The 23,776-nt window shown below is 45.8% G+C and carries 29 protein-coding genes; 8 read left to right on the top strand and 21 right to left on the bottom strand.

What is annotated here, in order from left to right; genetic code table 11:
* Positions 1-8: 8 nt before the first annotated feature.
* Positions 9-323, bottom strand: a complete 315-nt coding sequence (gene rplX, locus CWI82_RS11315; RefSeq protein WP_092858682.1) for a 50S ribosomal protein L24 — start codon at positions 321-323, stop codon at positions 9-11.
* A gap of 11 nt (positions 324-334) precedes the next feature.
* Positions 335-703, bottom strand: a complete 369-nt coding sequence (rplN, locus tag CWI82_RS11310) for a 50S ribosomal protein L14 (RefSeq protein WP_092593899.1) — start codon at positions 701-703, stop codon at positions 335-337.
* Between the two features lie 453 nt (positions 704-1,156).
* On the opposite strand from rplN, the gene CWI82_RS11305 reads away from it, so the two are divergent.
* The 6 genes from CWI82_RS11305 to CWI82_RS11280 are packed head-to-tail and all read left to right on the top strand — an operon-like array spanning position 1,157 to position 6,928.
* Positions 1,157-3,946, top strand: coding sequence for a monovalent cation/H+ antiporter subunit A (locus tag CWI82_RS11305; RefSeq protein ID WP_130203614.1), 2,790 nt, complete (start codon positions 1,157-1,159; stop codon positions 3,944-3,946).
* Entirely contained in the window at positions 3,946-4,290 is a 345-nt protein-coding gene (locus CWI82_RS11300) for a Na+/H+ antiporter subunit C (protein WP_092858686.1), read from the top strand. Before CWI82_RS11305 ends, CWI82_RS11300 begins: the two co-directional genes overlap by 1 nt.
* Complete coding sequence (locus tag CWI82_RS11295; RefSeq protein ID WP_130203613.1) at positions 4,290-5,807, top strand: monovalent cation/H+ antiporter subunit D; 1,518 nt, start codon at positions 4,290-4,292, stop codon at positions 5,805-5,807. Before CWI82_RS11300 ends, CWI82_RS11295 begins: the two co-directional genes overlap by 1 nt.
* Positions 5,800-6,288, top strand: a complete 489-nt coding sequence (locus tag CWI82_RS11290; RefSeq protein WP_130203612.1) for a Na+/H+ antiporter subunit E — start codon at positions 5,800-5,802, stop codon at positions 6,286-6,288. Before CWI82_RS11295 ends, CWI82_RS11290 begins: the two co-directional genes overlap by 8 nt.
* Entirely contained in the window at positions 6,282-6,551 is a 270-nt protein-coding gene (locus CWI82_RS11285) for a K+/H+ antiporter subunit F (RefSeq protein WP_092858692.1), read from the top strand. Before CWI82_RS11290 ends, CWI82_RS11285 begins: the two co-directional genes overlap by 7 nt.
* Positions 6,552-6,562: 11 nt before the next feature.
* The gene (locus CWI82_RS11280) at positions 6,563-6,928 is read left to right on the top strand and encodes a Na+/H+ antiporter subunit G (RefSeq protein WP_092858694.1); all 366 of its coding nucleotides are present in this window, start codon (positions 6,563-6,565) and stop codon (positions 6,926-6,928) included.
* On the opposite strand, the gene CWI82_RS11275 is transcribed toward CWI82_RS11280, so the two are convergent.
* The 14 genes from CWI82_RS11275 to queE form a co-directional block, all read right to left on the bottom strand.
* Entirely contained in the window at positions 6,925-7,644 is a 720-nt protein-coding gene (locus CWI82_RS11275; protein ID WP_130203611.1) for a hypothetical protein, read from the bottom strand. The genes CWI82_RS11280 and CWI82_RS11275 overlap by 4 nt on opposite strands.
* Entirely contained in the window at positions 7,634-8,119 is a 486-nt protein-coding gene (locus tag CWI82_RS11270; protein ID WP_092858698.1) for a tetratricopeptide repeat protein, read from the bottom strand. The genes CWI82_RS11275 and CWI82_RS11270 overlap by 11 nt, the downstream gene beginning before the upstream one ends.
* The gene (locus CWI82_RS11265; RefSeq protein WP_092858700.1) at positions 8,112-8,480 is read right to left on the bottom strand and encodes a DUF192 domain-containing protein; all 369 of its coding nucleotides are present in this window, start codon (positions 8,478-8,480) and stop codon (positions 8,112-8,114) included. The genes CWI82_RS11270 and CWI82_RS11265 overlap by 8 nt, the downstream gene beginning before the upstream one ends.
* The gene (locus tag CWI82_RS11260) at positions 8,477-9,277 is read right to left on the bottom strand and encodes a type II secretion system F family protein (RefSeq protein WP_165383934.1); all 801 of its coding nucleotides are present in this window, start codon (positions 9,275-9,277) and stop codon (positions 8,477-8,479) included. Before CWI82_RS11260 ends, CWI82_RS11265 begins: the two co-directional genes overlap by 4 nt.
* Positions 9,267-10,142 (bottom strand): type II secretion system F family protein, encoded by an 876-nt coding sequence (locus CWI82_RS11255; protein WP_130203609.1) that lies wholly within the window; start codon positions 10,140-10,142, stop codon positions 9,267-9,269. Before CWI82_RS11255 ends, CWI82_RS11260 begins: the two co-directional genes overlap by 11 nt.
* Positions 10,133-11,305, bottom strand: a complete 1,173-nt coding sequence (locus tag CWI82_RS11250; RefSeq protein WP_233340263.1) for a CpaF family protein — start codon at positions 11,303-11,305, stop codon at positions 10,133-10,135. The genes CWI82_RS11255 and CWI82_RS11250 overlap by 10 nt, the downstream gene beginning before the upstream one ends.
* Positions 11,295-12,491 carry a type II and III secretion system protein family protein gene (locus CWI82_RS11245; RefSeq protein WP_165383933.1) on the bottom strand — a complete coding sequence of 399 codons (1,197 nt, stop codon included), beginning with the start codon at positions 12,489-12,491 and terminating at the stop codon, positions 11,295-11,297. The genes CWI82_RS11250 and CWI82_RS11245 overlap by 11 nt, the downstream gene beginning before the upstream one ends.
* Positions 12,478-13,233 (bottom strand): Flp pilus assembly protein CpaB, encoded by a 756-nt coding sequence (gene cpaB, locus CWI82_RS11240; protein ID WP_092858708.1) that lies wholly within the window; start codon positions 13,231-13,233, stop codon positions 12,478-12,480. Before cpaB ends, CWI82_RS11245 begins: the two co-directional genes overlap by 14 nt.
* Before the next feature lie 6 nt (positions 13,234-13,239).
* Positions 13,240-13,386: a hypothetical protein gene (locus tag CWI82_RS11440; RefSeq protein WP_165383932.1), complete on the bottom strand. Its 147-nt coding sequence runs from the start codon at positions 13,384-13,386 to the stop codon at positions 13,240-13,242.
* 13 nt (positions 13,387-13,399) lie between these two features.
* Entirely contained in the window at positions 13,400-13,912 is a 513-nt protein-coding gene (locus CWI82_RS11235; protein WP_130203608.1) for a hypothetical protein, read from the bottom strand.
* Positions 13,903-14,451 (bottom strand): hypothetical protein, encoded by a 549-nt coding sequence (locus CWI82_RS11230; RefSeq protein WP_130203607.1) that lies wholly within the window; start codon positions 14,449-14,451, stop codon positions 13,903-13,905. Before CWI82_RS11230 ends, CWI82_RS11235 begins: the two co-directional genes overlap by 10 nt.
* The gene (locus CWI82_RS11225) at positions 14,448-15,635 is read right to left on the bottom strand and encodes a flp pilus-assembly TadE/G-like family protein (protein WP_130203606.1); all 1,188 of its coding nucleotides are present in this window, start codon (positions 15,633-15,635) and stop codon (positions 14,448-14,450) included. Before CWI82_RS11225 ends, CWI82_RS11230 begins: the two co-directional genes overlap by 4 nt.
* A gap of 1 nt (position 15,636) precedes the next feature.
* Positions 15,637-15,933, bottom strand: coding sequence for a Flp family type IVb pilin (locus tag CWI82_RS11220; protein ID WP_092858716.1), 297 nt, complete (start codon positions 15,931-15,933; stop codon positions 15,637-15,639).
* Positions 15,934-16,013: 80 nt separating this feature from the next.
* Positions 16,014-16,706, bottom strand: a complete 693-nt coding sequence (queE, locus tag CWI82_RS11215) for a 7-carboxy-7-deazaguanine synthase QueE (RefSeq protein WP_092858718.1) — start codon at positions 16,704-16,706, stop codon at positions 16,014-16,016.
* Positions 16,707-16,775: 69 nt separating this feature from the next.
* On the opposite strand from queE, the gene queC reads away from it, so the two are divergent.
* Positions 16,776-17,432 carry a 7-cyano-7-deazaguanine synthase QueC gene (gene queC, locus CWI82_RS11210; RefSeq protein WP_130203605.1) on the top strand — a complete coding sequence of 219 codons (657 nt, stop codon included), beginning with the start codon at positions 16,776-16,778 and terminating at the stop codon, positions 17,430-17,432.
* 1 nt (position 17,433) lies between these two features.
* Here the strand turns inward: queC and nagZ are convergent, their stop codons facing one another.
* Positions 17,434-18,471: a beta-N-acetylhexosaminidase gene (gene nagZ, locus CWI82_RS11205; RefSeq protein WP_130203604.1), complete on the bottom strand. Its 1,038-nt coding sequence runs from the start codon at positions 18,469-18,471 to the stop codon at positions 17,434-17,436.
* Between the two features lie 136 nt (positions 18,472-18,607).
* Between nagZ and CWI82_RS11200 the strand changes: the two genes are divergently transcribed.
* Positions 18,608-19,939 carry a S41 family peptidase gene (locus CWI82_RS11200; RefSeq protein WP_165383931.1) on the top strand — a complete coding sequence of 444 codons (1,332 nt, stop codon included), beginning with the start codon at positions 18,608-18,610 and terminating at the stop codon, positions 19,937-19,939.
* Here CWI82_RS11200 and CWI82_RS11195 read toward each other — a convergent pair.
* The 4 genes from CWI82_RS11195 to radA are packed head-to-tail and all read right to left on the bottom strand — an operon-like array spanning position 19,936 to position 23,745.
* Positions 19,936-20,676 (bottom strand): ABC transporter ATP-binding protein, encoded by a 741-nt coding sequence (locus CWI82_RS11195; protein ID WP_092858726.1) that lies wholly within the window; start codon positions 20,674-20,676, stop codon positions 19,936-19,938. The two genes, CWI82_RS11200 and CWI82_RS11195, sit on opposite strands and share 4 nt — an antisense overlap.
* Positions 20,676-21,629, bottom strand: coding sequence for a FecCD family ABC transporter permease (locus CWI82_RS11190; RefSeq protein ID WP_130203602.1), 954 nt, complete (start codon positions 21,627-21,629; stop codon positions 20,676-20,678). Before CWI82_RS11190 ends, CWI82_RS11195 begins: the two co-directional genes overlap by 1 nt.
* Entirely contained in the window at positions 21,626-22,381 is a 756-nt protein-coding gene (locus CWI82_RS11185; protein WP_130203601.1) for a substrate-binding domain-containing protein, read from the bottom strand. The genes CWI82_RS11190 and CWI82_RS11185 overlap by 4 nt, the downstream gene beginning before the upstream one ends.
* 2 nt (positions 22,382-22,383) lie before the next feature.
* On the bottom strand, positions 22,384-23,745 hold the full coding sequence (gene radA / locus CWI82_RS11180) for a DNA repair protein RadA (RefSeq protein ID WP_092858732.1): 1,362 nt from the start codon (positions 23,743-23,745) through the stop codon (positions 22,384-22,386).
* Between the last annotated feature and the right edge of the window lie 31 nt (positions 23,746-23,776).

The following is a 23,776-nucleotide window of genomic DNA, read 5'->3' as shown; positions in this document are numbered from 1 at the left end:
ATTAAAAATTAAATGATTGCGTTGTTAGATTTGAAGAAACGAACTTTTTTGCCGTCTTCAATCTTGAAACCAACACGATCTGCTTTACCAGTCTCTGGGTTGTAAACTGCTACGTTAGAAACGTGGATTGGTGCTTCCTGCTCCACGATACCACCCGCTACGCCCAATGCAGGGTTTGGCTTCTGGTGTTTCTTAACGATGTTTACGCCTTCAACGAATACACGATTCGAAGCGGTATCGACTTTAAGCACTTTACCGCGCTTACCCTTGTCTTTACCTGCCAGGACTACTACTTCATCATCACGTTTGATTTTTGCCGCCATATCTGGACTCCTTACAGTACTTCTGGTGCCAGAGAGATAATCTTCATGAACTGCTCAGAGCGCAATTCACGAGTCACTGGTCCAAAGATACGAGTGCCAATCGGTTGTTTGTTGTTGTTCAACAAAACAGCCGCGTTGCGGTCAAAACGGATGACTGACCCGTCTTGACGACGGACGCCTTTCTTGGTGCGAACGACCACCGCATTCACAACATCACCTTTCTTCACTTTTCCGCGAGGAATCGCTTCTTTAACAGAAACTTTGATGATATCGCCAATGTTTGCGTAACGGCGGTGCGAGCCACCCAGAACCTTAATACATTGTACGCTGCGTGCGCCGCTGTTGTCGGCCACTTCCAGAGTAGTTTGCATTTGGATCATTGCAGTGCTCCGCTTTATGTAAAAAACAGACCCTCTCGAGTCGCTGTTGTCCAGTTACCCTCGCGTTTAAGCTATAAGCCTAAATTTTGAGAATAAAAGACTTCCCCTTATAAAAAGGGCGGCGAATTGTAACAGATAAAATTTCGAGATGGTAGTGCGATGTAGGAAATAAACTAAGAAAAGTTTACTTGTTTGAACTGACTAATTTCCGCGATTGAAAAATGTGAGCAGGTTTGTTGATGCTCTAGTCGATTAATAGACGAGAATTCTATCAGAATCTCGCCAAATGTCGAGGTAAATCACCCTTCTTATTTATGAGTTCAGATCGGTGAATTCCCACGTTAAGCGGTCGATATGTTACGTTCGAAGCTGTTGGCAACCGTTTGAGCTAAGTGGTAAATTCATTCGTACAAACCTTGAGAACGAACAACTTTTTGCAATATAAGGATTCCAATGAATCTAGCTATACTCGTTATGTTGCCGTTTATCGGTGCAATATTGCCGTTATTGGTGAGCACCCGTCCGCGCTGGATGATTACTCTTTCAGCGGCATCAGTGACTGCGATCAGTCTGGCTCTTCTCTTAACCCTTGCACCACAGTCGCTACAAGGCTTAGTTCCCAGTTTTCATGTTGACTGGTTACCCGCGTTAGGCTTGAGCTTTAGCTTTCGTTTAGATGGACTGTCCCTGTTATTTGCCGGTTTAATACTTGGCATTGGATTACTTATTGTTATTTACGCGCACTATTACCTCAGTGAAAATGACAATAGTGGTCGGTTTTTTGCTTGTTTATTGTTGTTTATGGGTTCCATGCTCGGAATCGTTACCGCTGATAACCTCATTCTGCTGTGGTTGTTCTGGGAGCTAACGAGTATTTCAAGCTTTTTGCTTATTGGATATTGGTTCCATCAAAGTAACGCACGTCGCGGTGCGAGAATGGCATTGGCAATTACCGGTGCTGGTGGATTAGCCTTATTAGCCGGTATCTTGTTGATTGGTAATATTGCCGGTAGTTATCAATTAGACGCAGTTTTCGCAGCGGCCGAATCGATTCGCGCTCATTCGCTTTACGTTCCAGCTTTGTTATTAGTGCTGCTCGGCGCATTTACTAAATCAGCACAGTTTCCGTTCCAGTTTTGGCTACCTCATGCTATGGCCGCACCAACGCCAGTGAGTGCATACTTACACTCAGCAACAATGGTCAAAGCTGGGATATTTCTCATGGCTCGTCTCTACCCAGTATTGGGTGGCACACCCGAGTGGTTCACCATAGTAACGCTAACAGGTCTGGCTACGATGCTGTTTGGCGCATACTTTGCACTTTTTAAAACCGACTTAAAAGGATTACTCGCGTTTTCGACCATCAGCCACTTGGGTTTAATTACGATGTTACTTGGCCTCGGCAGTGCCGGCGCCCTGCTTGCTGCGCTATTCCATATTTTAAACCACGCCACATTTAAGGCCGGTTTATTCATGATTGCCGGAATTGTCGACCATGAGACAGGTAGCCGAGATTTGCGTAAACTCAGTGGGTTGCGCAAATTCATGCCATTTACCATGGTACTCGCCGTTATTACATCAGCCTCAATGGCAGGAATTCCGCTATTCAACGGATTTTTATCGAAAGAGATGCTGTTTGTGGAGTCATATCAACAACATCTCTTTGGTGGTTTATCTTGGCTAGTTCCAGTGCTAGTGACCGCAGGCGCTATGCTTTCCGTTGCTTATTCCATACGCTTTGTACACGGTGTGTTCTTTGATAAAGTTGCCGAAAACTTGCCGAAACAACCACATGAACCACCACTCATGATGCGCGCCCCAGTTATCATCCTTGCCGCACTGTGTGTTGTTGTGGGCGTTATTCCAATGTTTGTCGCTTCAAACCTACTCCAAACAGCTGTCGCGGTAGTGAGCCCTAACCCTGTTGAAGTAGCCATTTCAATTTGGCATGGTTTTAACTTGGCTTTATTAATGAGCGTCTTAGCAATCATCGGCGGCATCGGAATTTATGTATATCGAGAAGATTTACTGTCATTTAATCGGCAATTTGATCATCACGATGCCAAAGAAGTATTCGCTAAGATTGTTAAATCAGTCACCAACTTTTGCGATGGCTTGATGAGTCGAATCGAGACCGGCTCATTACAGCGCTACATTGCTGCCTTGCTCATTCTAACTGTCGTGTTTGTGATACCTGAGTTGTATCAAATAAATCAACTCACAGGCTCTCGCGAGCAACTCCCTGTAAATGCGGTTAGTTTAGCCGGTGCTTTAATTATTATATTGGCAGCAATTGGTACTGCAGCATTTCATCATCAACGGCTTACCTCCCTGATGATGTTGTCGGTGGTTGGCCTCATGGTGTCACTCACATTCATCCATTTCTCGGCACCCGATTTAGCATTGACTCAGCTGGTTGTTGAGGTTGTCAGCATTATTCTCATGATTCTGGCATTATTCTTTATGCCACAGCGTATACCGAAAGCATCAAGTGGAAGCCGAGTTGCACGAGATATTCTGCTCGCCGGCTTCGTCGGAGGTATTGTCGGCACGCTTAACTACGCATTGCTAACGCGTCCAATAAACAGTATTTCTGACTTCTTTTTGGAAAACTCAGTTTCTGGCGGTGGCGGAACCAATGTTGTTAACGTGATACTAGTTGATTTCCGGGGCTTTGATACGCTAGGTGAAATTACCGTGCTGGCCATTGCTGCTGCCGGTATTCACAAATTACTTAATAACCTGCGTCCGTTTATGCCATCCAGTGATGTCGATGGCCGACCTTGGCACCGAGTGAAACACCCGCTATTGGTACAAACAGTTTCTCAAGCGATTTTACCGCTAGCACTGATGGTTTCGTTTTATATATTCCTACGTGGTCATAACCTTCCCGGAGGTGGCTTTATTGCAGGCTTGATTACTGCCTCGGCAATGATTTTGCAATATATGGCCAATGGAGTTGATTGGGTGAAACACCGTTTCAATTATAACTATCAAACCCTAGCTGCAGTCGGCGTCATGATCGCATTATTTACTGGCGTAGGTAGTTGGTTCTTCGGCCATAACTTTTTAACGTCTTGGTTCACCCATGTGCACTGGCCAATTGTGGGCGAATTTGAATTCGCCACGGCAATTCTTTTTGACCTCGGTGTCTATCTCACCGTTATCGGTGCCACTCTGATGATATTGGCTAATTTTGGTCAAATGACAACGCGTCACCGTCCAAGACAGGAGAAGCATTAATGGAAGCTTTATATGCAGTTACTGTGGGCGTGTTAACGGCATGCAGTATTTATTTAATTCTACGCGGGCGCTCATTTCCGATTGTCATCGGTATCACCATGCTTTCGTATGCGGTAAACCTGTTTCTGTTCTCGACCGGTCGATTGGTTCTTAATCAGTTACCGATAATTGGTAATCAACCGGACTATACCGACCCTCTTCCACAAGCTTTGGTGCTCACAGCTATTGTTATCGGTTTTGCAATGACCGCCTATTCAATTATTTTGGCTGTAAGAGTGAGAGGCGAACTCGGCACTGACGAAGTTAATGAACCCAATCAAAATGATGGGGAGGCACAGCGCTAATGTTCAGTCAACACTTAGTCGTTCTTCCATTACTGATTCCTATGCTTGCGGCATTGTTGCAACTGCTACCGTGGGGTGAAGAGCCACAACGGTATCGCCGGGCTATTGGTATTGTCTCTTGTATCGCTTTGCTGATTGTTGCTGTGATCTTGTTGCTACAATCCCAGCAGGGACCAAGCGTTTATGCGCTAGGCAGCTGGCAAGCTCCTTTTGGCATCGTTCTCGTTGTCGATAAACTCTCAGCACTGATGGTTCTACTCACAGCCATTCTGGCACTTCCTGTTCTATGGTATGCCTGCTACGGTGAAGACAACCTTGGCTCGCATTTTCAGGCTTTATTCCAATTTCAATTATTAGGAATACTTGGTGCATTTTTAACCGGCGATTTGTTTAACTTATTCGTATTCTTCGAAATTCTACTGATTTCAAGCTACGCACTTTTAATGCACGGCGGTGGTAAACAAAAGCTCCGAGCTACCCTCCATTACGTATTGTTAAACTTAACTGGCTCTGCCGTTTTTTTGATTGCTCTTGGGGTCATTTACGGTATTACTGGCACCTTAAACTTGGCGGATTTAGCCGTGAAAATTGCTAGTCTTCAAGCCGACGACGCTCATATTGCCCGTGTAGGTGGGTTACTGTTACTGATTGTGTTTGCTCTTAAGGCAGCCTTGTTACCACTCTATTTTTGGTTACCGCAGGCGTATGCCATGACCACTGGTACCGTTGCAGCATTATTTGCGATTATGACGAAAGTCGGAATTTACGCAATAATTCGCGTGTTCACTTTAATTTTTGGTGAAGATTCCGGTGCTTCTGCGTTATTAGGTTATGAATGGCTTTGGTGGCTTGGTTTAGGCACGCTTGCAATTGGCGCACTTGGTGTCATTGGTAGTCGTGATTTACGCCTCGTTATAGCCTATCTTGTTGTCATCTCCGTAGGAACAATGTTGACAACTTTTAGCATGAACTCAGAGCGTTCTATTACCGCTGTGATGTATTACATGTTGCACTCAACCTTCATAACGGCCGCTCTATTTCTAATTGCCGATGTGGTCGCAAAGCAACGCGGTAAAACCGCATCGCGTATTGTTAAAGGGCGTAAGATGGCTCAGCATGCTGTGCTAGGGATGATGTTTTTCGCTGCAGCGATTGCAATTATTGGTATGCCCCCGTTCTCAGGCTTTATTGGAAAGCTATTTATCCTAGAGGCGGCGAGAACAGGTGCTCAGGTTGCCTTATTATGGCCACTCGTGCTCGGTAGCACCTTCTTGGTCATGGTGTCACTGTCACGAGCAGGTAGCCGCATGTTCTGGCATACATTCGACGGCAAACCCGGTGATATCAGCCATCCTAAAGGTCAACTTATTACAATTGGTTTATTACTCTGCGCAATTGTGGGCTTAACCATTTTTGCTGGAAGTATTAGCAATTTTATTAATGGTATCGCCTATGATGTCATGCACCCTGCTTCGTACATTGAAGCTGTACTAGGAGAGGGGTATTCCCATGAGTAAGATTTTACCGGCTCCTTATTTAAGCCTGTTTTTACTTATTTTCTGGCTACTATTACAAAATACCATTACGCCAGGATTAGTTGTGCTTGGCTGCATATTAGCAGTGGCAATTCCACTTTATACAAATCGCGGTCGAGACTTTCCAGCCAAGATTCATAAGCCATTGAAGGCCATTGAATACTTTTTTCTACTGCTTGTTGATATCTTAATTTCCAACCTAAATATCGCAGCAATCATCTTGATGCCTTCGCGGCGCATCAAGCCTGCGCTTATTGAATATCCACTGGATATTGTTGGTGAAGTACCTATCACCGTACTAGCAAGTACTATCAGTCTTACGCCTGGCACAATTACTGCTGAAATTCGTCGTGATGGCCGCGCTCTCATGATTCATGCGCTTAATGTTGAAGACCATGAAAAGCTAATCGCTTCAATTAAACAACGCTATGAGATGCGCCTAAAGGAGATTTTCAAATGTTAATTTTCGCTGTTCAATTTGCGTTTGTCGCGTTTAGTGTGGCGCTGTTACTAAACTTATGGCGCCTATTTAGAGGGCCCGACCTACCTGATCGCATTCTAGCGCTAGACACGATTTACATTAATTCACTAGCGCTACTGGTACTATTTGGAATTTGGCACGGCACCGCATTTTATTTTGAAGCCGCTTTGCTTATCGCCATGTTAGGCTTTATTGGCACCGTTGCAGCAGCGAAGTTTTTACTTCGCGGTGATATTATTGAATAAGGCATCACTAAATGAATATGACTGAACTCCCTGCTTGGGCAGATTGGCTAGTTTCAAGCTTGATTATTATCGGTGCACTATTTGCCTTGATAGGCTCAGTAGGCCTAGCTCGCTTGCCTGATTTCATGGCACGACTGCATGCCCCAACTAAGAGTACAACTCTAGGTGTTGGCGGTGTCATTCTTGGCTCTATTATCTATTTTTCAGTGACCACAGCGTTTTCTTGGCATGAATTACTCATTACTATTTTCTTATTTTTGACCGCGCCTATTAGTGCTCACCTTCTCGCCAAAGCAGGTCTTCACCTTGAGCTTAAGCGCGTCGCAAATACCCGTGATTTACGAGCGCAACCCAATCAATATTCGGATGAAGATTAATACGGACTGGGCTCATCGGGAGCGGACTGCATATGTGCCAGCAACTTATTGTACTGCCGGTTGATATCGGTGAGTAAATTACTCAGTTGATCAACCCGCAGTCGATCAGGGGCAATCTTGTCTGCCACCACCGGACCATTCATAACCAGTGTTGTCATATTAGCGGTTATCGATCGAATTCTGTCAACGGTACTTGGTAAAGCGACGCTGGCTTCGTTTACGTAGATATCTCTGGTGCTCAGCAAATGGTGATTACCGAGAGAAAGGTTTGCGGCCAACGGAGAACTCTCGTAGCGATGCACACCTTCAATTTCATGCGATGCAGATCCATTCCCCATCACCGCTTCAATGCGATCGTCATGAATATTAACGTGCGGGTGTTGTAGTCCGCTGCTAAGTATTTGGATATCTGCTGCTGTTAGATTCAACCAACTCAATTTGAATCGATTACCTTCTGCAGTACCGATTAAAAACTCGGGTGCAGGAGGCAGCGTAAAAGTCGTCGCGAGTTCTTCAAGTGATGGCGGCCAAATATCAAATTTTCTTTGATAATGAACCACAGCTCGTTGCCAAAACCACCACGTTGCGTGTTGGTAGCGTAAGCGTTCTAGCTCTGAGATTCTGGTGTCTGGTGGCAACGGCATCATAGCTGCCGTGACAATAAGCACTATCCCAATGAGGAGCGGCGTAAACATACCTGCTTGCCTAGTTTTCAACACGAGTCTCCATACTTAAGCCGGATACGCCATGTAATTGAGCCAGTTCCTGTAACAACAATCGATAATTAGTGCCAAATTCGGAATCGCTCTCGCCGAACTCGAGATAAGGTAGCCCAGTAATTAATAACTCAGTTGCTTGTCTCAATTTGACTGCCGCTAAGTTATGCCAGATGGCGGGTTGATCTGCTCGAAGAGCTAAACATTTTTGATAGGCATTGTCTGCCGCCTCATAGCGATTCAAGCGATAGTAGACGTGTCCCAGTAAACACCAACTTTCGAGGTGTCTCGGTTGCGCCTTGAGCACTTGCTGTAAACTCCCCTCCGCAGTGTGCAAGTCGCCACGCTCATAGACTACCTTAGCAATGGCGTAATGCTGCTCTACCGTAGAAAAGTTAACTCGTGTCGTGCTGTTACAACCTGTGGTAGTCAATACGAGGCTAATCATTATCAGCATTATCGTTGCTTTATTCATAAACCGCTTCCCTTAAGCAAAAATCCAATTTTTGACCCTGCCAAGATTCTAATGGCAGTGGACAACCAGCTTCGCACTCAATAAGAGAATCGACACCGGTTAAACGGACAACTTTAGCTGGCTGGACATTTCGCAACACCGTTACAATGTTCAGTTGCTTATCGAGGCCGACAACATCAATGGCAAAGCGCATTCCCCAAGTATGAATAGCACTACATTTGGGAAACCAAAACGCCCGTTGCGGGGATGCGACACGTAGATAAAGCATGCCGACAAGTCGTTGTGGGAAATACTCCATAACCTTAACATCGCGCCAAATGCAGCGACCATTTGAATGAAGATAGAAACGTCCCTGTTTCATAGCATTCCTCCTTGGGTAAAACCGATAAACACTGGACCTAAAATCAGTAACATTGTTACTGGGAAAAAACAGAAAATTAGCGGCAACATTAACTTGACGGAAACTTCTTGTGCTCGTTTCTCAGCTTCGAGCAACTGCTGCTGTCGAAACTGATTGGCTTGGCTCTTTAATGTGTTCGCTAGTGCGCCGCCAGTCTCTTGTGCTTGGAGCACTGCGCCAGCAAAAAGACTTATCCACGGATGTGTGATCCGTAAAGATAATGCGTCTATGGCTTGACTGAGTGAGTAACCGCTTTGCTGTAAGCGATGCAACCGCGCTATCTCAGCTACTGCAGATAGATTGTTGGGAATACTCTGTAACGCATGGAGCGCGGCTCGTAATGACAATCCCGATTGCATCAACATGGCAACCAGATCAAGTGCGCTTGGCCATTGTCTGATTACCTTGCGCTGATAAGCTTTAAGTCGATTACGTCTCGCTAAAACCATGAGTAGTAAAGATACCCCGATAGTTAATTTAACCACCGCGCTAATCGGCAAGCTAAGAATGATGAAAACACTCATTGCAACAATGAGCTGATGCAAGAGCCATGCAGCAGGCGTCTGTTCAGGTACAGCCTGTTGGGCGGTCGTTATAACTTTGCTAGAAAGGGTTTTGGGTAACTTATAAATGAGTTTATCAAGGGTAGCTTTTAATCGAACACTACTGCCGCATACGGCTACAATTTTTAACCAAAGAGCAGCAATACAAACACACGTGATAGACAGGGCTACCCAAATCAAAATATCAATGTGCATAGGCATCTCCTAATATTCTTCGAATTAAGAAATGACCGGCTAACATCAAACCCAAACTGACGCCTAGCAAATAATGTCCAAACTCAGTCTGAGTCAAAATGACGGTGTTTTCTGGATGCAGAAAATGCAGTGCTGCAAACAAGCCAATGGGTAGCAGCAACATGACTTTACCTTGCAATCGAGCTTGTGCGGATAAACTCTTAACCCGCTCAACAGCGTACTGTTGCTGTCTTAACGTAACTGCCAATCGCTGCAGAATATCTGCTTGTTGTGAGCCATGCTGAATGCCAAGCTGCATGGTTAGTAACATCTGCAAAACGGCCTCAGTGTTCACTCGTTGATAAAAGCTGGCGAGTGCGACGATTGGTGTTTCGCCGGTTCGCATGCGCCGAATCACAAGTAGCCATTCGTATCGGAGGGGAGCGGCAACTTGCATAGCACTGCGCTCAAATGCAGCATTGAAACTCAAACCCGCCTGCATTGCTGTCACCAGAAGGTCAATTGCATCCGGCAGCTGGAAGTTAATCAACCGATGACGCCGCGCTAATAACAGTTTTTTTGCAAACACGGCTCCTAACGCCATCGCGCTTCCAACGACAAAACTAATAAATAGCGATGTCAAAACAGTCAATATCAATAGAAGAGGCAACACGAACAACGTTAAGCGTTCCCAAAAAATCTTCGCGGGTAGGTAGATTAGAAAATCGGCGAGAGATTGTTCTGTGCTATCCATGAGCCATTTTTGTGCTGGATTTTTCCATCTATCAACGAAGTGAATGAATAGAATAAATGCTGTGACATATAAACTCACAAAGGTCAGCATTACGATAATTTCAGTCGTCGCTCCCAGATTTTCTATTGCCATACCGAGAGCACTCCAGTTGCCATGAACTGCTTATCTTCTCGCTTAAATACTTGATTCATTTGAATCACGTCAGTATCAATTCCAGAAACTTCGGATATCTCTCGAATGACCCTAGCTCCATCACTATCTCGCTGAATTTGAACTATCACATCGATTGCTGAAGCAATCTGTTGTCGAATAGCTGCTAAAGGAATTTCTAAACCTGCCATAAGGACCATTACCTCAAGCCGCTGAATTGCGTCTCTTGCCGTATTCGCATGTAGCGTTGTTAATGAACCTTCATGTCCGGTGTTCATGGCCTGCAACATATCAATGGCCTCTATGCCTCGGCATTCACCGACAATGATTCGATCCGGTCGCATCCTCAAGGCATTGATTAGCAATTCTCGGATTGATACTCGACCTTGGCCTTCAGCGTTCGGCGGACGCGCCTCTAATGCAATTAAGTTTTGATGGTTCAGCTGTAATTCAGCAGCATCTTCAATAGTGATTACCCGTTGATGCGGGGGAATTATTCCCGCCAAGGTGTTTAAAAGCGTAGTTTTTCCGGTACCGGTACCACCCGCAATTAATATGTTGCGCCGCTCAACCACACATTGTTGTAAATATTCTGCGGCTTGATCTGACAGCGACCCTTGTTGCACTAAATCAGCAAACTGCAACTGCTTCGCTAAAAATTTACGTATCGTTAAGCAACTCCCACGTAGCGCCAATGGCGATATCACAGCATTTATTCGAGAGCCGTCGGGCATACGCGCATCAACCATTGGTTGAGCACTATCTAAGCGCCTACCCAGTGGCGTTATGATACGATCGATAACACGTAGCAATTCTTCTTCACTTGAAAACGCAATCGAGCATCGCGATAGCTTGCCTTCCTTTTCGACAAAAATAGTTTGAAAGTCATTAACCATGATTTCTGATACCGACTGATCGTGTAGCAAGCTAGTTATTGGTCCAAAACCAATACAATCATTGACGATGTTTTCAATCGTTAGCGCGAGTTCGTTGGCATCCGCTACCGATAAAGTCGTTTTATAATTTTCTAAAATGATGATTGCTTGCTGATGAAGTTCAGTAGTTGTCATCTGCTCAATATTTTTCTCACTACGCTGCAAAGATTGGCGCAGATGTTGCCGAGCTAAGTCCTGATTAAATGGCATCGGATAACCCCACGCAATCGGCTGCATCGCGAAACAGGTTAATCAGTAATTGAGCATTCTTATGCGCTTTCTGAGTCTGACGTTGTTGCGCTTGCAGCATTGGCGTGACGACAACAATCAGCTCCGTTTCAGCGTCGCGAAACTCTTTCGATGAAAAGAGTTCACCTAAAATCGGCATTTTATTGAGTACCGGAAATGCATCGGTTTGTAATGACTGCTCTTGACTCAGTAATCCTGACAATATGATTGCTTCACCACTTTTTGCCGTAATAAGACTGCTCACGCGTCGCGTTAGCATGCCTGGGATGCCCTGAATAGCCGTGGCAGGATCAATCGTACTGATTTGAGCTTTGATTTCGGTTGATATTTGGCCATGACCCAAGTCATGCGGCGACATCGATAATGAAATACCGTAGTCTCGAAACTCGACATCCTGCATGCCTTGAGCCAGTACTTGTGGAATCGGAAACTCTCCACCCACCAAAAAGTCCGCTTTCCCGCCACTTGCTGCGATTAATTTTGGCTCAGCGAGAATTCGTGCCTGACCATTTTGAATCAATAAATTAACGGTCGAGAGTAAAGTTATCGGAAATGTCACCCATTGAGAGTTAACATCGCTAAGTGTTGGCCCAGATATCGAATTTTGCCAATTAACACCTAAATGTTTAGCGCTTTGACGTTTAACCTCCAGAATGGTCACTTGAAGCTCAATCATTTGGTCAATAGCAATTGGCGCTTGGTCCACCTGTATCAGCCATGTTGGATAATCTTTTGTGTCTTGATTTAATTGTTTCAAATCGGCTTGATTGAGCTCGCCAGATATCACCATAGCGCCTGCGATTTCGGTAAACTGCAATTGCGAATATTTGCGCTTTATCCAATTTAAATGAATCTGCTGCTTCGCATCTTCAAGTTCACTAACTGCTACTTTGATTTTATTGTTTTCACCATTTTGATATCGAACAAGCAATTCGGTGTGTCCTGCAGTAATTGCTTTGATAACAAGGTCATTAGGCTGCAATAACTCGACCTTTATAATACTTTCATTGCCCACCACAACATCAGAAACACCTTTTAGCGATACTAGCTGAGTTTCTCCGACGTTCAGGTTCACAACGTTGGATGCTGCAACGGGAAAAGCAACCATCGCCACAACTGCAACAACAACGAAATTAATAAATCGCATCAGTACTGACCTCATTGGCGAAAAATCGGTGGATTTTGACGGGAACTGGTGGTGTTGATACAACGTACTCACTACCTGGACGTTGCAGCCACACCCCGAAATTTTGTAGTTTCATCACCTCAAAAATCTCCGCCTGCACCGGCGTAAACTCAAAGGTCATCGTGCTTGGTAGGTAATGCGATGGGCTAATATCAAGCTGCGCTTCATTGTCGAAATTGTCCATTGCAATAACCGGAATATTAACCAGAACCAATGGCTTACTGCTGTCTTGAAAGTCGCTTCCTCGCAACGTCACATGGTCTCCAATTTTCACCAAGCCATTGTGCAACTGCTGAACAGAGACAAGACTCGTGACGCCATAAAAGCCGGGTTTTAAATTGCTGGAAAAGCGAGGCGTTCTATATGGCTCTATCGCATTTGCTGTTAAAGGTTCACCGCGGTCAATAAACCGACTTGAAGCTAGGCCGATTATGCTCGGCGCATCCTCGGGGCGAAGCCAATTATCTTGCACAAGACTTTGCGGGAAGTTACGGACAACCAAAGTGTCAGAATTGATGATTTCGCCAACCAAAATATCGCGTTGACTGACTAAAATCCCCAGTTCAATTTCCCGTTGTTCAGCAACTTCTTGCGAAGCCTTCTCAGCAACATAACTCGTAACTAACTGATAACTGGCGAAGCTTAAAATTAAACTCAGCACGACCAATGCCGTAAGTTTGCTTTTGTGATTGGGCTTGAGCATAACTCGTTACCAAACCAACGGATTAAGTGTGAAATACTGCCAAACCCAATCGAAGTGCGCTGCTGTCGATTGCACAATGTGCTTTGTCATCTCAATAATGTTATACCCATCGGCAGTTATTGGAATCAGCCACATTGCGCTAGCAAACAACATAATAATTAGGCTCTCAATGAGACTTTGTCCTTGTTGTAATTTGTACGATGTGGGTACTTGTTGGCTGCTGAACCAACAACAAAGAGGTTTGTGGCTTGTCCAATGTAATGTGATAACGTCCATGTTCTATTTCCCTTGATGACGCAAGACGCGCGCCATATCGAAAGTTAAATCCGTCGACTAGAGTTTGTGCCCGCTGCTGTGACTCAAAAATTTCAATCTGATAATGTTCAACTACTTGCGTCAGGAGATGTTTGCCAAGCCAGGTTCGCTTAGCCACAACCTGCTGCTGGTTTAGGGCAAATGATTGCGCATAAACGCGCCCATTGAGTGATTGTATGTGCCAAATTTGTTTAGCCGCATCTCGGCAATAGTACTGTTGATTAACTGGCTCAATAGGTGAGCAACCAAAACGTTCAACCAATTGAATCACAGCATTAGGTTCGTTCATTTGCCATAACACACCCTGATCGTTTTCGGCCACGACCTGCGCATGAGCTAACATCCACGCACTTATCAACGACACGCCGGATCCTTACAACGCAATTCATAAGGCGTAATGTCACTATCCACCTTGCCGAGTACTAGTGATTCACGTTTTAATTCGCGGCTTATCGGTAACCCACCAATCACATCAAGCACGGTGCTTAAACCAGATTGATGTAAATAGTGACTCAGCGTCAGCGAACGCGGAGATGAAATCAGCTCCATATTGTTATCCAACTGCCAATCATCCGTGAGTCGAGCTAATATGTAGCGCGAGTTTTCCGAGGTGACAAAATGCAGGTTATCGAGCTTAACTTTTAACTCTGTGTAATCATTCAGTGGTGCTAAGATTGGTTTCACTTGTGAACTAAATTCATCTGTTTGCTTGCGTTGCCAGGAGCCGGTCGGTATTGGCTGCAAGATTTCAGCGCGCAACTTATTCAGCTCGTTATGCTGGGAAGTCAAAGCATCATTTAATTTAGTGAAACTCATAGACAAGGTCACTGACAACAGACTCAACAATACAATGAGTTCAACCATACCTTGCCCATGTTGACGAAAAGCCGAGTAATTATTCATAGTTCACCTTGTGCAAAGCGGCTTAAAATAAGCTTTTCTGGAGCATTGAGTGACTGCAGCTCAGACTCCCAAAGTGCATTAAATAAATTCGCCTGCTCGGTTGTTTTAGTAGCTCTAGGAAGTACTGATTGAGGACGTGAAAATCGCACGCCTGCTTTTGCAAAAACATCATCAAACTTAATGATCACCGACGGCCAGTCATCTACTTCAAGCTGTTCTTTATTGAAGTAATAAGGTGTTGTTGTGGTGCCCATATTTTGTTGATCAATCAATGCCAACTGGGTTGCTCGTGGGTTGATTTGACGGCTTTCGCCAAACTGATTCTCAGTCACGCTAGTAATGTTGCGACTCTGATAAGTTACGCCTTCGCCCCAAGGAATTTCCTCGCGCTTAAACAACCAACGGATATGCAAGGCAACTGTATCCATTGATTGCCATGCCCAACGCCCCTGATTGACCATAACGAGGTCACTGCCACCTGCTTTTCTAGCTTTCACAAAGCCAGCATCGAACCACTTGTAGCTGCGCTTGGAAGAAAAATCATCGCGACTACTTTGAGTCATTTCCCGCAGTAAATCATTATCTCGAGCCCCATGTTGAAGTGGCATATATCGCCACCACAACCACGGAAACTCAATCAGACCCGGACTATGAAACAGCGTCCATGAATGTTGCGATATGTTTTGAACCTTGGCGATTTCAGCAAGACTTTTGGGGATCATCATTGCGAATGAAGCGCGAATCATCCACTGAGCGGTTTGCAGTGTTGAAAGCAATATGCGCTGCAACACTAAGGCACTGTTCACGATGATATGGAGTGGCCTTTCAGCATATTTGACTGCCTTAGCAAGATGGCCTGTCACCACATTCAGGTATGGAACAATACTAGTAACCAACGCTAGACGTTCAGTAGCGGAACGAATACTACTAAACCAACTAGCTAAACCTAATAATTGCCCCTGCGTCACTTGGTTAGCAATCAACGCGCGATTAATAACTGCAATTAAATTAAATTCGCGCGCGATAATCGTGGCTGCACTTAACGCCATGTTATCGGCAGCACTTTGCAAGTGCCACCGTTGCTGTAATCGCTGTTGTTGCGAGACCACAACAAGCAGCATGGCGAGCAAACCAGCAACGGCAGGCAATACGAGCACACTGACATAACCACGCTCACTTCTCATGTTAATTTCCAGATTCTGTAACTTCATCATAGTTACCTAAACTGACGTCTTGGCGACCCAACGTATTGGCGCGACGCGCTGCACTGCGAGCACTATTCAGTTGATTAGTGGCACTTTGACCGGTTATTTCGCTAGCGATACCCGCCACCTGACCACGAACGGTTTTCCCTAACAGGGAATACACACCGATGGCTGCAACAGCAATTAACGCAACAATAATAATATACTCAGTCATGCCCTGCCCTAGGGCATGGCGTTTTGAGCCAGGAGAATAGGAAAGCTTAATTGTCACTTGCATCTGAGTTTCCTTATCAAGATTGGTCAGGAAACTCAGTGTAATGTCGATGCTAGAGGAGAATGTAAGGAGTGGTTGATAACCTACTCAATATTAAGGTACTTATGTAGTTGAACGGAAAGACGCCAGTTTCGCTCAATGCAGACTTTCATTGCTAATTCCGTCGCACGAGGACGCTGGCTAATCGGTTGTAGCCCAATACTGACACCATCTCGCGGCGGACAACTTGCTAGCAACTTGTCGAGCTGATCTATGTGCTTTTGCATCGCGACTGGGTACTTGATCTCGTCGGCTCTTTTCATACAATCTGGGCGCACTAAGTATCCACCTGGCATATCCAATTTAGGTGAAACAGTTACCCAAGTACCATCAGTCACTCTTAATGGAAACGTCCCGCTGGTCTCTATTTGCAGTTTAAAGCCCGCCTGTTCCAGTGCTATACCCAGCTCAGTTAAATCATACATCGCCGGTTCACCGCCCGTGATGACGATGTGTGTTGCGGTATACCCTTTACGCTTCAGAAGCATAACTAACTCGTTCGCCGAGGCATTCGCCCACTGCGCTGTTGGCGCTGTTTTTTCGGTAATCTCAGAAAGAGCGACCTCATCTTTTGCGTGTTGCTCCCATGTATGTTGGGTATCGCACCATGGGCATCCAACTGGGCAACCCTGCAATCGGACAAAAATTGCTGGAACTCCAGTATAAATCCCCTCTCCTTGAATGGTTTGGAACACTTCATTAATTGGATAGAGCGTATTAATAGGATTCTCCAACATCTGCAAAATAATATGGGTTACAATATGAGGCGAATTTTAGCGTAAATTTAGGCAAATTAGGATCGTAACATGGCAAAAGTTGTCGTTATCTATTCAGGTGGCATGGATTCATTCACTGTGTTGCATCATGCAGTACAGCAAGGACACGAAGTTTATGCACTTAGTTTCAATTACGGTCAACGCCATGTGCGTGAACTCGATGTCGCCGCTGCGGTTTGTCTTCAACTCGATATTCCTCATAAAGTTGTCGATATTACAGCAATTAATAGTCTTCTTGCTGGTAGCTCATTGACCTCGGATATTGATATCCCCGAGGGACACTATGCTGAAGCGTCAATGCAATCAACGGTCGTGCCAAATCGTAATATGATCTTGCTTTCATTAGCAATCGGCTATGCCGTAAGTATCGGTGCTGAAGCTGTTTACTACGGTGCTCATTCTGGTGATCACGCGATTTACCCAGACTGCCGACCTGAATTTGTGGAAAAAATGAATGCTGTGAGTCTAATTGCCAACTATGAGCCGATTCGAATTGAGGTACCATATTTGCGCAACGACAAAGCGGAAATTTTAGCAGACGGGTTGCGCATGAACCTCGATTACAGCCAAACCTGGACCTGTTATAACGGTCGTGACAAGGCTTGCGGCAAATGCGGGGCTTGTGTGGAAAGATTAGAAGCCTTTGCAGCGAATCAGGTGACCGACCCGCTGCCATATGAAAGTTAAATTAGTTCGGTTTAGCGGTCGCAGCGTTCTCGATTTCAGTTAAAACTGCTTGCGCACCGTGCCAGCGAGGATGATTCTGTAACACGTTCATGGTCATGCCCGCTGGTTTGCTCAACTGCTGGTAACACCGAGCGGCATTCTTTTTCAACTGTTCAAGACGCGGCTCGACTGCCTGAATAACTTCCATTGCGCCAGCTCGATCGTTACAGACTAATACCATGTCGCACCCAGCATCGAGCGCTGCATGCGCACGTTCACTCATGGAACCAGCCACAGTAGCACCTGCCATACCCAGATCATCACTAAAAATGATACCGTTAAATTGTAACTGCGCGCGCAAAATATCTTGCAGCCAATAGCTCGAAAAACCTGCCGGCTTATCATCCACGGCAGGATAAATTACATGCGCCGGCATCACCGCATCAAGACAACTGGCGAGCTCTATAAATGGTGGCAAATCAGTGGCTAGAATTTCTTCCCAGCTACGCTCATCTACCGGTATTTCAATATGAGAGTCGGCACGTACCGAGCCGTGACCTGGGAAATGCTTACCCGTTGCTTTCATGCCCGCCTGATGTAAACCGCGAATAAACGCTCGCGCGATAGGAATCAGCTTCTCGCTTGTTTCGGCAAATGCACGGTCACCAATCACTTCACTAATCCCATTCACGTCAAGCACCGGCGCAAAGCTGATATCAATATCCATTGCCAGTACTTCTGCAGCCATCAACCAGCCGAGTTCTTGCGCCCAGTTCTGTGCTTGCGCATCAGATTCGGCATAACGGCCAATCTGCGCCATTGCTGGAATCGCACTGAATCCATCACGAAAGCGCTGGACTCGTCCACCTTCATGATCGACCGCCAAGATTAATGGATTGCGAGCCGCAGCACGTGTTTGGCGAACAAGTTCTAATAATTGTGTTTGATTCTCATAATTCCGACTAAAAAAGATCACTCCACCAACTGCAGGATGAGCCAATAGCTCACGGTCCGCGTTAGTTAATTCGGTGCCTTCAAGGTCGATCATTACTGCAGTCATATCGATATCTCTTATCTTAGAGCCGGCAGGCAGTGTGCCAAAATAAAAATCATCCGTCACTAGTCAAATCTTGGAGATTTAGTTAAAAATCTGTCATCTTATGAATACGTCGATCATCAACAGAGAGATTATTCTTATGAAAACATCTGCCAAACTCGTCTTATCGAGTCTTATCAGTTGCTTGGCACTGGCTGGTTGCGGAAGCGACAGCGACGAAACGATAGCTCCGATTGTTGACCAATGCAGTGCACGCGGACAGGTCGAGAATTTCTACGCGTACATGCAGGAGAATTACTTGTGGAACGAGGATATGCCGACCAATGTGAATCCTGGTAATTACAACAACATTTATGATTTATTAGAAGCACTTGTCGTTCCTGAAGATCGCTATAGTTTCATTCTTACCGAAGATGAATATCAAAGTCGTTTTGTCGACGCTGAATACGCCGGCTTTGGTTTCAGTTCAAGGTTAACTCTCGACGATCGCGTGTTTATCAACTATGTCTATGCTAATTCTCCGGCTGAAATTGCCGGTATGAAGCGTTCAGATGAATTGACTCACATCAACGGCGAATCAGTGCAAACCCTGATTCAGCAGGGTCGCTACCAAGATGCATTGGGTGGTGCGGAAACAGGTGTCAGTGTCGAATTAACTTGGCAAGATGTTGATGGCGTAAGTTTTACAGATGTTCTGACCAAAGAAATCGTTGAAACGAATACCGTATTGGCTACTGAGCGCTTTCTCATTGATGGCAAAGAAGTTGGTTATTACGTGTTAAACAGCTTTATTAACCGCACCGGTGATGACTTGAACAGTGCGTATGATCAACTCGTTGGCGTCGATGAGTTGGTGATTGATTTGCGCTACAACGGCGGCGGTCTAACTCGCTATGCCAACCAAGCATCAACTCAAGCTGCAGGTGATACAGTCATTGGTGAGGTATTCACCAAATACTTATTTAATGCTAATAATTCGGATTCGAACTTTATTGAGCAATTCCAATTGTACGATGGGATTGAGCAGCTCAACTTAAATCGTGTTTATGTTCTTACAACCGGAGCTAGTTGCTCGTCCTCAGAACTCATCATTAACTCGTTAGACCCGTTTGTCGATGTCATCGTTGTTGGTCAGCCAACTTGCGGTAAACCTGTTGGGCAAATACCTGAACTACTATGTGATAAACGAGCTTTTGTCGTGAACTTCGAGACCGTGAATGCGATTGACGAAGGTCGCTATTATGACGGTTTAGCACCTAATTGTAGCGCTGAAGATATTCTGGTTGGCGACTGGGGCGACGAAAATGACCCAATGTTGCAAGCTGCCGCGTACCACATGACTTATGGTCAATGTCAGCCAACTGCAACCAGCTTATCGAATAAGGGCTCGGTTAAGGCGTTGAACGAGCGTCAGTTAGATGCAAAACAGCGCCCAACCAAGCTACCAGATTTGTGGCGCCAAGAGCATTAAAGGCGACGCGCAAGCATTGCGACGCCGTTGCTATTGCATAACCAATCGACACTAACTTTGTACGCCGCTGCAAGGTTAGTGTCGGTTAACACCTGATTAGGTTCCCCGCTGGCAATTAATTGCCCCTCGTTTAAAAGTAACAATTCATCACAATATTGTGCGGCAAGCGCAAGGTCATGTAATGCAACTAACACTAACTTCCCCTCTTTACTCATGGCCTTAAGCCAATCCATAACTAGCAACTGATAGTGCAGATCTAAACTCGCCGTTGGTTCGTCGGCTAAAAGAAGTGATCGGTTCATGGCATAAATACAGGCAAGCATGACGCGTCGTTGCTCACCACCGGATAGCTCTGTGATTGCTCGGCTCAGCAAGTTTCCCAGATGAAACTCATCAATACTTCGTTCACGCCAAGCAGATAAAGTTGCAGAAGATTCTTTGATATTGACTTGGCTGGTTAGCAGCAAATCACTCACCCGAACCGGTTCGCGAAATTCATTTTTTTGCGCAAGATATGCAAGTTGTTGCCGCTGCTCCGAGGGCGAACAATGCAGCAGATCGTCACTGTGCCATTTCACTTCGCCATTCGCCTTTTTCAAGGCGCCAGCTATTATCGACAAGAGTGTCGATTTACCGGAACCATTGGCACCGATAACACCCACCAAACGCCCTGCAGACGCACAGTAATTGACGTTATTTAGTCTTTTGGGATAAGAAAGATTGGTGAGCTCAAGCATCAGGTACGTCCGGAACGATGAAGTAACAGCAGTAGCCAAGGTGCGCCTATTAAGGCGATGACGACACCCAGTTGAAGTTCTACCCGAGTGTCAATGGTTTGCACAAGAGCATCAACTCCAACCAATAAAATTCCACCAACCGCCCCACTGTAATAGATAAGCTGGTTTGGCCGTCGAAGCCCCAACAAGCGCACTAAATGAGGCGCTACCAATCCGATAAATCCGATAATACCAGCTGTAACGACTGATGCCGAAACTAACAGCGCAGTAACCAGTAACAATAAAAATTTAGACCACGCTTCATTGAAGCCAAGCGTTTGCACGGTTGGCTCATCGAAAATTTGGGCTTGAATGTAGTGACGTTGCGTCATTAATAATACGAGACTTACAATGAGCAATGGCAAGATTAACCACACATAAGCCCAACCGCGATTCGACACTGAGCCCATTAGCCAAAGCGCCCACTCTTGGAATGCAAACGGATTTGGTGCCAAGTTAAGTACCACTGCAATGAGGGCGCCTGAGATAGCGGAAAGCGCAACGCCAACTAAAATGATTCGGATACCCTGCGGTTGTCGGCCAGATAATAGCCACAATAAGCCAAGCGTAACTATACCGCCTAACAATCCAACCGCTGGCAACCACCAAGAAACCGGGCCCACTGCTCCCAGATACAATGTGGCGACGGTAGCAAGCGCAGCACCGCCAGCAATGCCGGTGATGCCCGGCTCGGCCAGCGGATTTCGCAGTAATAGTTGTAATACACTTCCAGCTAGACCCAACGCAACGCCGTTGCAAAACGCCAAAATGACACGCGGCAGTCGTATCTCAGTAAAAATAAAGGTATCTAATTCATTTTGCGGCAGTAATGACCAGCTGTCACCGCCACTGCCGAGATGCCACAGTGTTAGCACGAGCGCGAAGGCCAAAATAACCAAACTACGAAGGATCATTGCTTAACTACCTGCTGCATATATTCAACTGCGCGTTGAGCGGGACAGCCACTCACCGTCGGTTTAATTTGCACCACCCGACGCGCCGTCAACCATGGCTTTAGGGCACTATGCCAAAGCCATTCATTTGCTCGCGCATAGTCACTTGAGAAGCCATCCAGTACCACGCGTAGGGGCTTTAATTGAATCAGTTGCTCCAAGCTTATCTGTACAAGTTGCTGTGATTCATCAGCCACAAGTACTGGTATGTCATTGGCTCTGAGCATATTTACAATAAAACTCCCACCACCCCAACTGTATTGATTAGGCATAATGACCAAAACAGACTCAGTTAACTTGGGTAACTGAGCTAATTGGCGTTGTTGCTGACGCTTCCAGCTTTGCAAAGACTGCTCAAGTTGGAGCTCGCCCCCAACGTGCGTTAGTGTTTCCTGCCATTGCACCCAAGTATTTGGCTCTTTAACTAATACAGTTCGCGTCGCCGCAGATAATTGTGATACCAAACGTGGATTCGTGTAGGTTCCATACAGCACGATATCAGGATTAGTGCGAAGCACGCGCTCTAATCGATTGCCGTGCGCGGTGCTCGGTATAAATTCCCAAGTTTCTGGCAACCACTGCGGCGCCCATTCATCGAAACAAGGATTAAGCGATACCAAACGTTGAGCAACCGCAGAAGAGCCTGTGGTTAAGCCGAGCAAAAACAAGCTTGCGCAGCCAAATACTTTGAGTCGGGCAAGCTTTCTTTTCACAATTAAGTCGCCTCAAGCGCTTCTTGCAAGCTTTTCACAGCGATAACTTCCATCCCTTCAATTTTCTCTTTCGGCTTGTTGCCGACTGGGACAATCGCTTTGGTAAAACCGTGTTTCGCGGCTTCATGAAGTCGAGCTTGACCGTTAGGTACTGGGCGAATTTCACCAGATAGACCCACCTCGCCAAACACAATCAGATCACGCGGCAGCTCGGTTTCTCGAAAACTGGATACAATCGCAAGTAATAAGGCGAGGTCGGCTCCAGTTTCCATCACGCGAACGCCGCCAACAACGTTTACGAATACATCTTGATCGGACATGTGTAAACCACCATGCCGATGCAACACCGCCAATAACATCGCCAGCCGCGTGGTTTCCATTCCTACAGCGACACGTCTCGGATTGGCCAATTGGCTCACATCCACCAAGGCTTGAAGTTCAACCAACAACGGACGTGTACCTTCCCAAATCACGATGACCACCGAACCACTGCCATGCTGTTCGCCGCGCTGTAGAAATATTGCCGATGGATTGGTCACCTCTTTGAGACCTTGCCCGGTCATTGCAAAAACGCCCAGTTCATTGGCTGGACCGAAGCGATTTTTATGACCTCGAAGAGTCCGAAAACGCGAATCGGCATCACCCTCCAACAATATTGAGCAATCAATACAGTGCTCTAATACTTTTGGCCCCGCTAACGAGCCATCTTTAGTGACATGGCCAACCATGATGATTGCAACACCCTTTTGCTTGGCATAGCGCGTCAGGTATGCCGCACATTCACGCACCTGCGAGACACTTCCTGGAGCCGACTGAATATCAGCCAAGTGCATCACCTGAATGGAATCAATAACCATCACACGAGGTTGTTCCTGATCCGCTAAATCGCAAATGGTTTCTACCGATGTTTCAGCCAGCATTCGCAATTTATTGGTCGGTAATGACAACCGCTGAGCACGCAGAGCAACCTGCTGTAACGATTCTTCACCGGTTATATACAAAACATTCATTTGTTCTGCCAAGCGACACATTGTTTGTAGCAGTAGTGTACTTTTACCGGCGCCGGGTGACCCCCCAATGAGAATGGCTGAGCCAGGCACAATGCCTCCGCCAAGAACTCGGTCAAATTCAGTAAAGCTACTACTAAAGCGAGGTAATTCCTCTAAATCCACTTCGTTTAGTGTTTGTACTTTCGCCCGCGTGGCTCCAGCATAACCACGACGTTCTGCGCCACTTGATTTGACGCTACCGAGGCGAACTTCAGTGATGGTATTCCACGCTTTACATTCTGGGCATTGCCCTAACCATCGAGCAAAGTCAGCGCCGCAATCATTGCAGACGTAGGCCGTTTTTGTTTTTGCCATAGCTTGAAACTTTCCTTGCGTACTTAATCTA

The sequence above is a fragment of the Pseudidiomarina tainanensis genome (assembly GCF_004214835.1).
GTDB lineage: Bacteria > Pseudomonadota > Gammaproteobacteria > Enterobacterales > Alteromonadaceae > Pseudidiomarina > Pseudidiomarina tainanensis.
Note: the sequence above shows the minus strand (reverse complement) of the source record. Positions and strands in the feature narration are given on the sequence as shown.

Excerpts from the sequence above, each read along its gene's own strand:
- rplX (WP_092858682.1), bottom strand. The coding sequence starts at position 323 with ATGGCGGCAAAAATCAAACGTGATGATGAAGTAGTAGTCCTGGCAGGT.
- rplN (WP_092593899.1), bottom strand. The coding sequence starts at position 703 with ATGATCCAAATGCAAACTACTCTGGAAGTGGCCGACAACAGCGGCGCA.
- CWI82_RS11305 (WP_130203614.1), top strand. The coding sequence starts at position 1,157 with ATGAATCTAGCTATACTCGTTATGTTGCCGTTTATCGGTGCAATATTG.
- CWI82_RS11300 (WP_092858686.1), top strand. The coding sequence starts at position 3,946 with ATGGAAGCTTTATATGCAGTTACTGTGGGCGTGTTAACGGCATGCAGT.
- CWI82_RS11295 (WP_130203613.1), top strand. The coding sequence starts at position 4,290 with ATGTTCAGTCAACACTTAGTCGTTCTTCCATTACTGATTCCTATGCTT.
- CWI82_RS11290 (WP_130203612.1), top strand. The coding sequence starts at position 5,800 with ATGAGTAAGATTTTACCGGCTCCTTATTTAAGCCTGTTTTTACTTATT.
- CWI82_RS11285 (WP_092858692.1), top strand. The coding sequence starts at position 6,282 with ATGTTAATTTTCGCTGTTCAATTTGCGTTTGTCGCGTTTAGTGTGGCG.
- CWI82_RS11280 (WP_092858694.1), top strand. The coding sequence starts at position 6,563 with ATGAATATGACTGAACTCCCTGCTTGGGCAGATTGGCTAGTTTCAAGC.
- CWI82_RS11270 (WP_092858698.1), bottom strand. The coding sequence starts at position 8,119 with ATGAATAAAGCAACGATAATGCTGATAATGATTAGCCTCGTATTGACT.
- CWI82_RS11265 (WP_092858700.1), bottom strand. The coding sequence starts at position 8,480 with ATGAAACAGGGACGTTTCTATCTTCATTCAAATGGTCGCTGCATTTGG.
- CWI82_RS11260 (WP_165383934.1), bottom strand. The coding sequence starts at position 9,277 with ATGCACATTGATATTTTGATTTGGGTAGCCCTGTCTATCACGTGTGTT.
- CWI82_RS11255 (WP_130203609.1), bottom strand. The coding sequence starts at position 10,142 with ATGGCAATAGAAAATCTGGGAGCGACGACTGAAATTATCGTAATGCTG.
- CWI82_RS11250 (WP_233340263.1), bottom strand. The coding sequence starts at position 11,305 with ATGCCATTTAATCAGGACTTAGCTCGGCAACATCTGCGCCAATCTTTG.
- CWI82_RS11245 (WP_165383933.1), bottom strand. The coding sequence starts at position 12,491 with ATGCGATTTATTAATTTCGTTGTTGTTGCAGTTGTGGCGATGGTTGCT.
- cpaB (WP_092858708.1), bottom strand. The coding sequence starts at position 13,233 with ATGCTCAAGCCCAATCACAAAAGCAAACTTACGGCATTGGTCGTGCTG.
- CWI82_RS11440 (WP_165383932.1), bottom strand. The coding sequence starts at position 13,386 with ATGTTGTTTGCTAGCGCAATGTGGCTGATTCCAATAACTGCCGATGGG.
- CWI82_RS11230 (WP_130203607.1), bottom strand. The coding sequence starts at position 14,451 with ATGAATAATTACTCGGCTTTTCGTCAACATGGGCAAGGTATGGTTGAA.
- CWI82_RS11225 (WP_130203606.1), bottom strand. The coding sequence starts at position 15,635 with ATGAGAAGTGAGCGTGGTTATGTCAGTGTGCTCGTATTGCCTGCCGTT.
- CWI82_RS11220 (WP_092858716.1), bottom strand. The coding sequence starts at position 15,933 with ATGCAAGTGACAATTAAGCTTTCCTATTCTCCTGGCTCAAAACGCCAT.
- queE (WP_092858718.1), bottom strand. The coding sequence starts at position 16,706 with ATGTTGGAGAATCCTATTAATACGCTCTATCCAATTAATGAAGTGTTC.
- queC (WP_130203605.1), top strand. The coding sequence starts at position 16,776 with ATGGCAAAAGTTGTCGTTATCTATTCAGGTGGCATGGATTCATTCACT.
- nagZ (WP_130203604.1), bottom strand. The coding sequence starts at position 18,471 with ATGACTGCAGTAATGATCGACCTTGAAGGCACCGAATTAACTAACGCG.
- CWI82_RS11200 (WP_165383931.1), top strand. The coding sequence starts at position 18,608 with ATGAAAACATCTGCCAAACTCGTCTTATCGAGTCTTATCAGTTGCTTG.
- CWI82_RS11195 (WP_092858726.1), bottom strand. The coding sequence starts at position 20,676 with ATGCTTGAGCTCACCAATCTTTCTTATCCCAAAAGACTAAATAACGTC.
- CWI82_RS11190 (WP_130203602.1), bottom strand. The coding sequence starts at position 21,629 with ATGATCCTTCGTAGTTTGGTTATTTTGGCCTTCGCGCTCGTGCTAACA.
- radA (WP_092858732.1), bottom strand. The coding sequence starts at position 23,745 with ATGGCAAAAACAAAAACGGCCTACGTCTGCAATGATTGCGGCGCTGAC.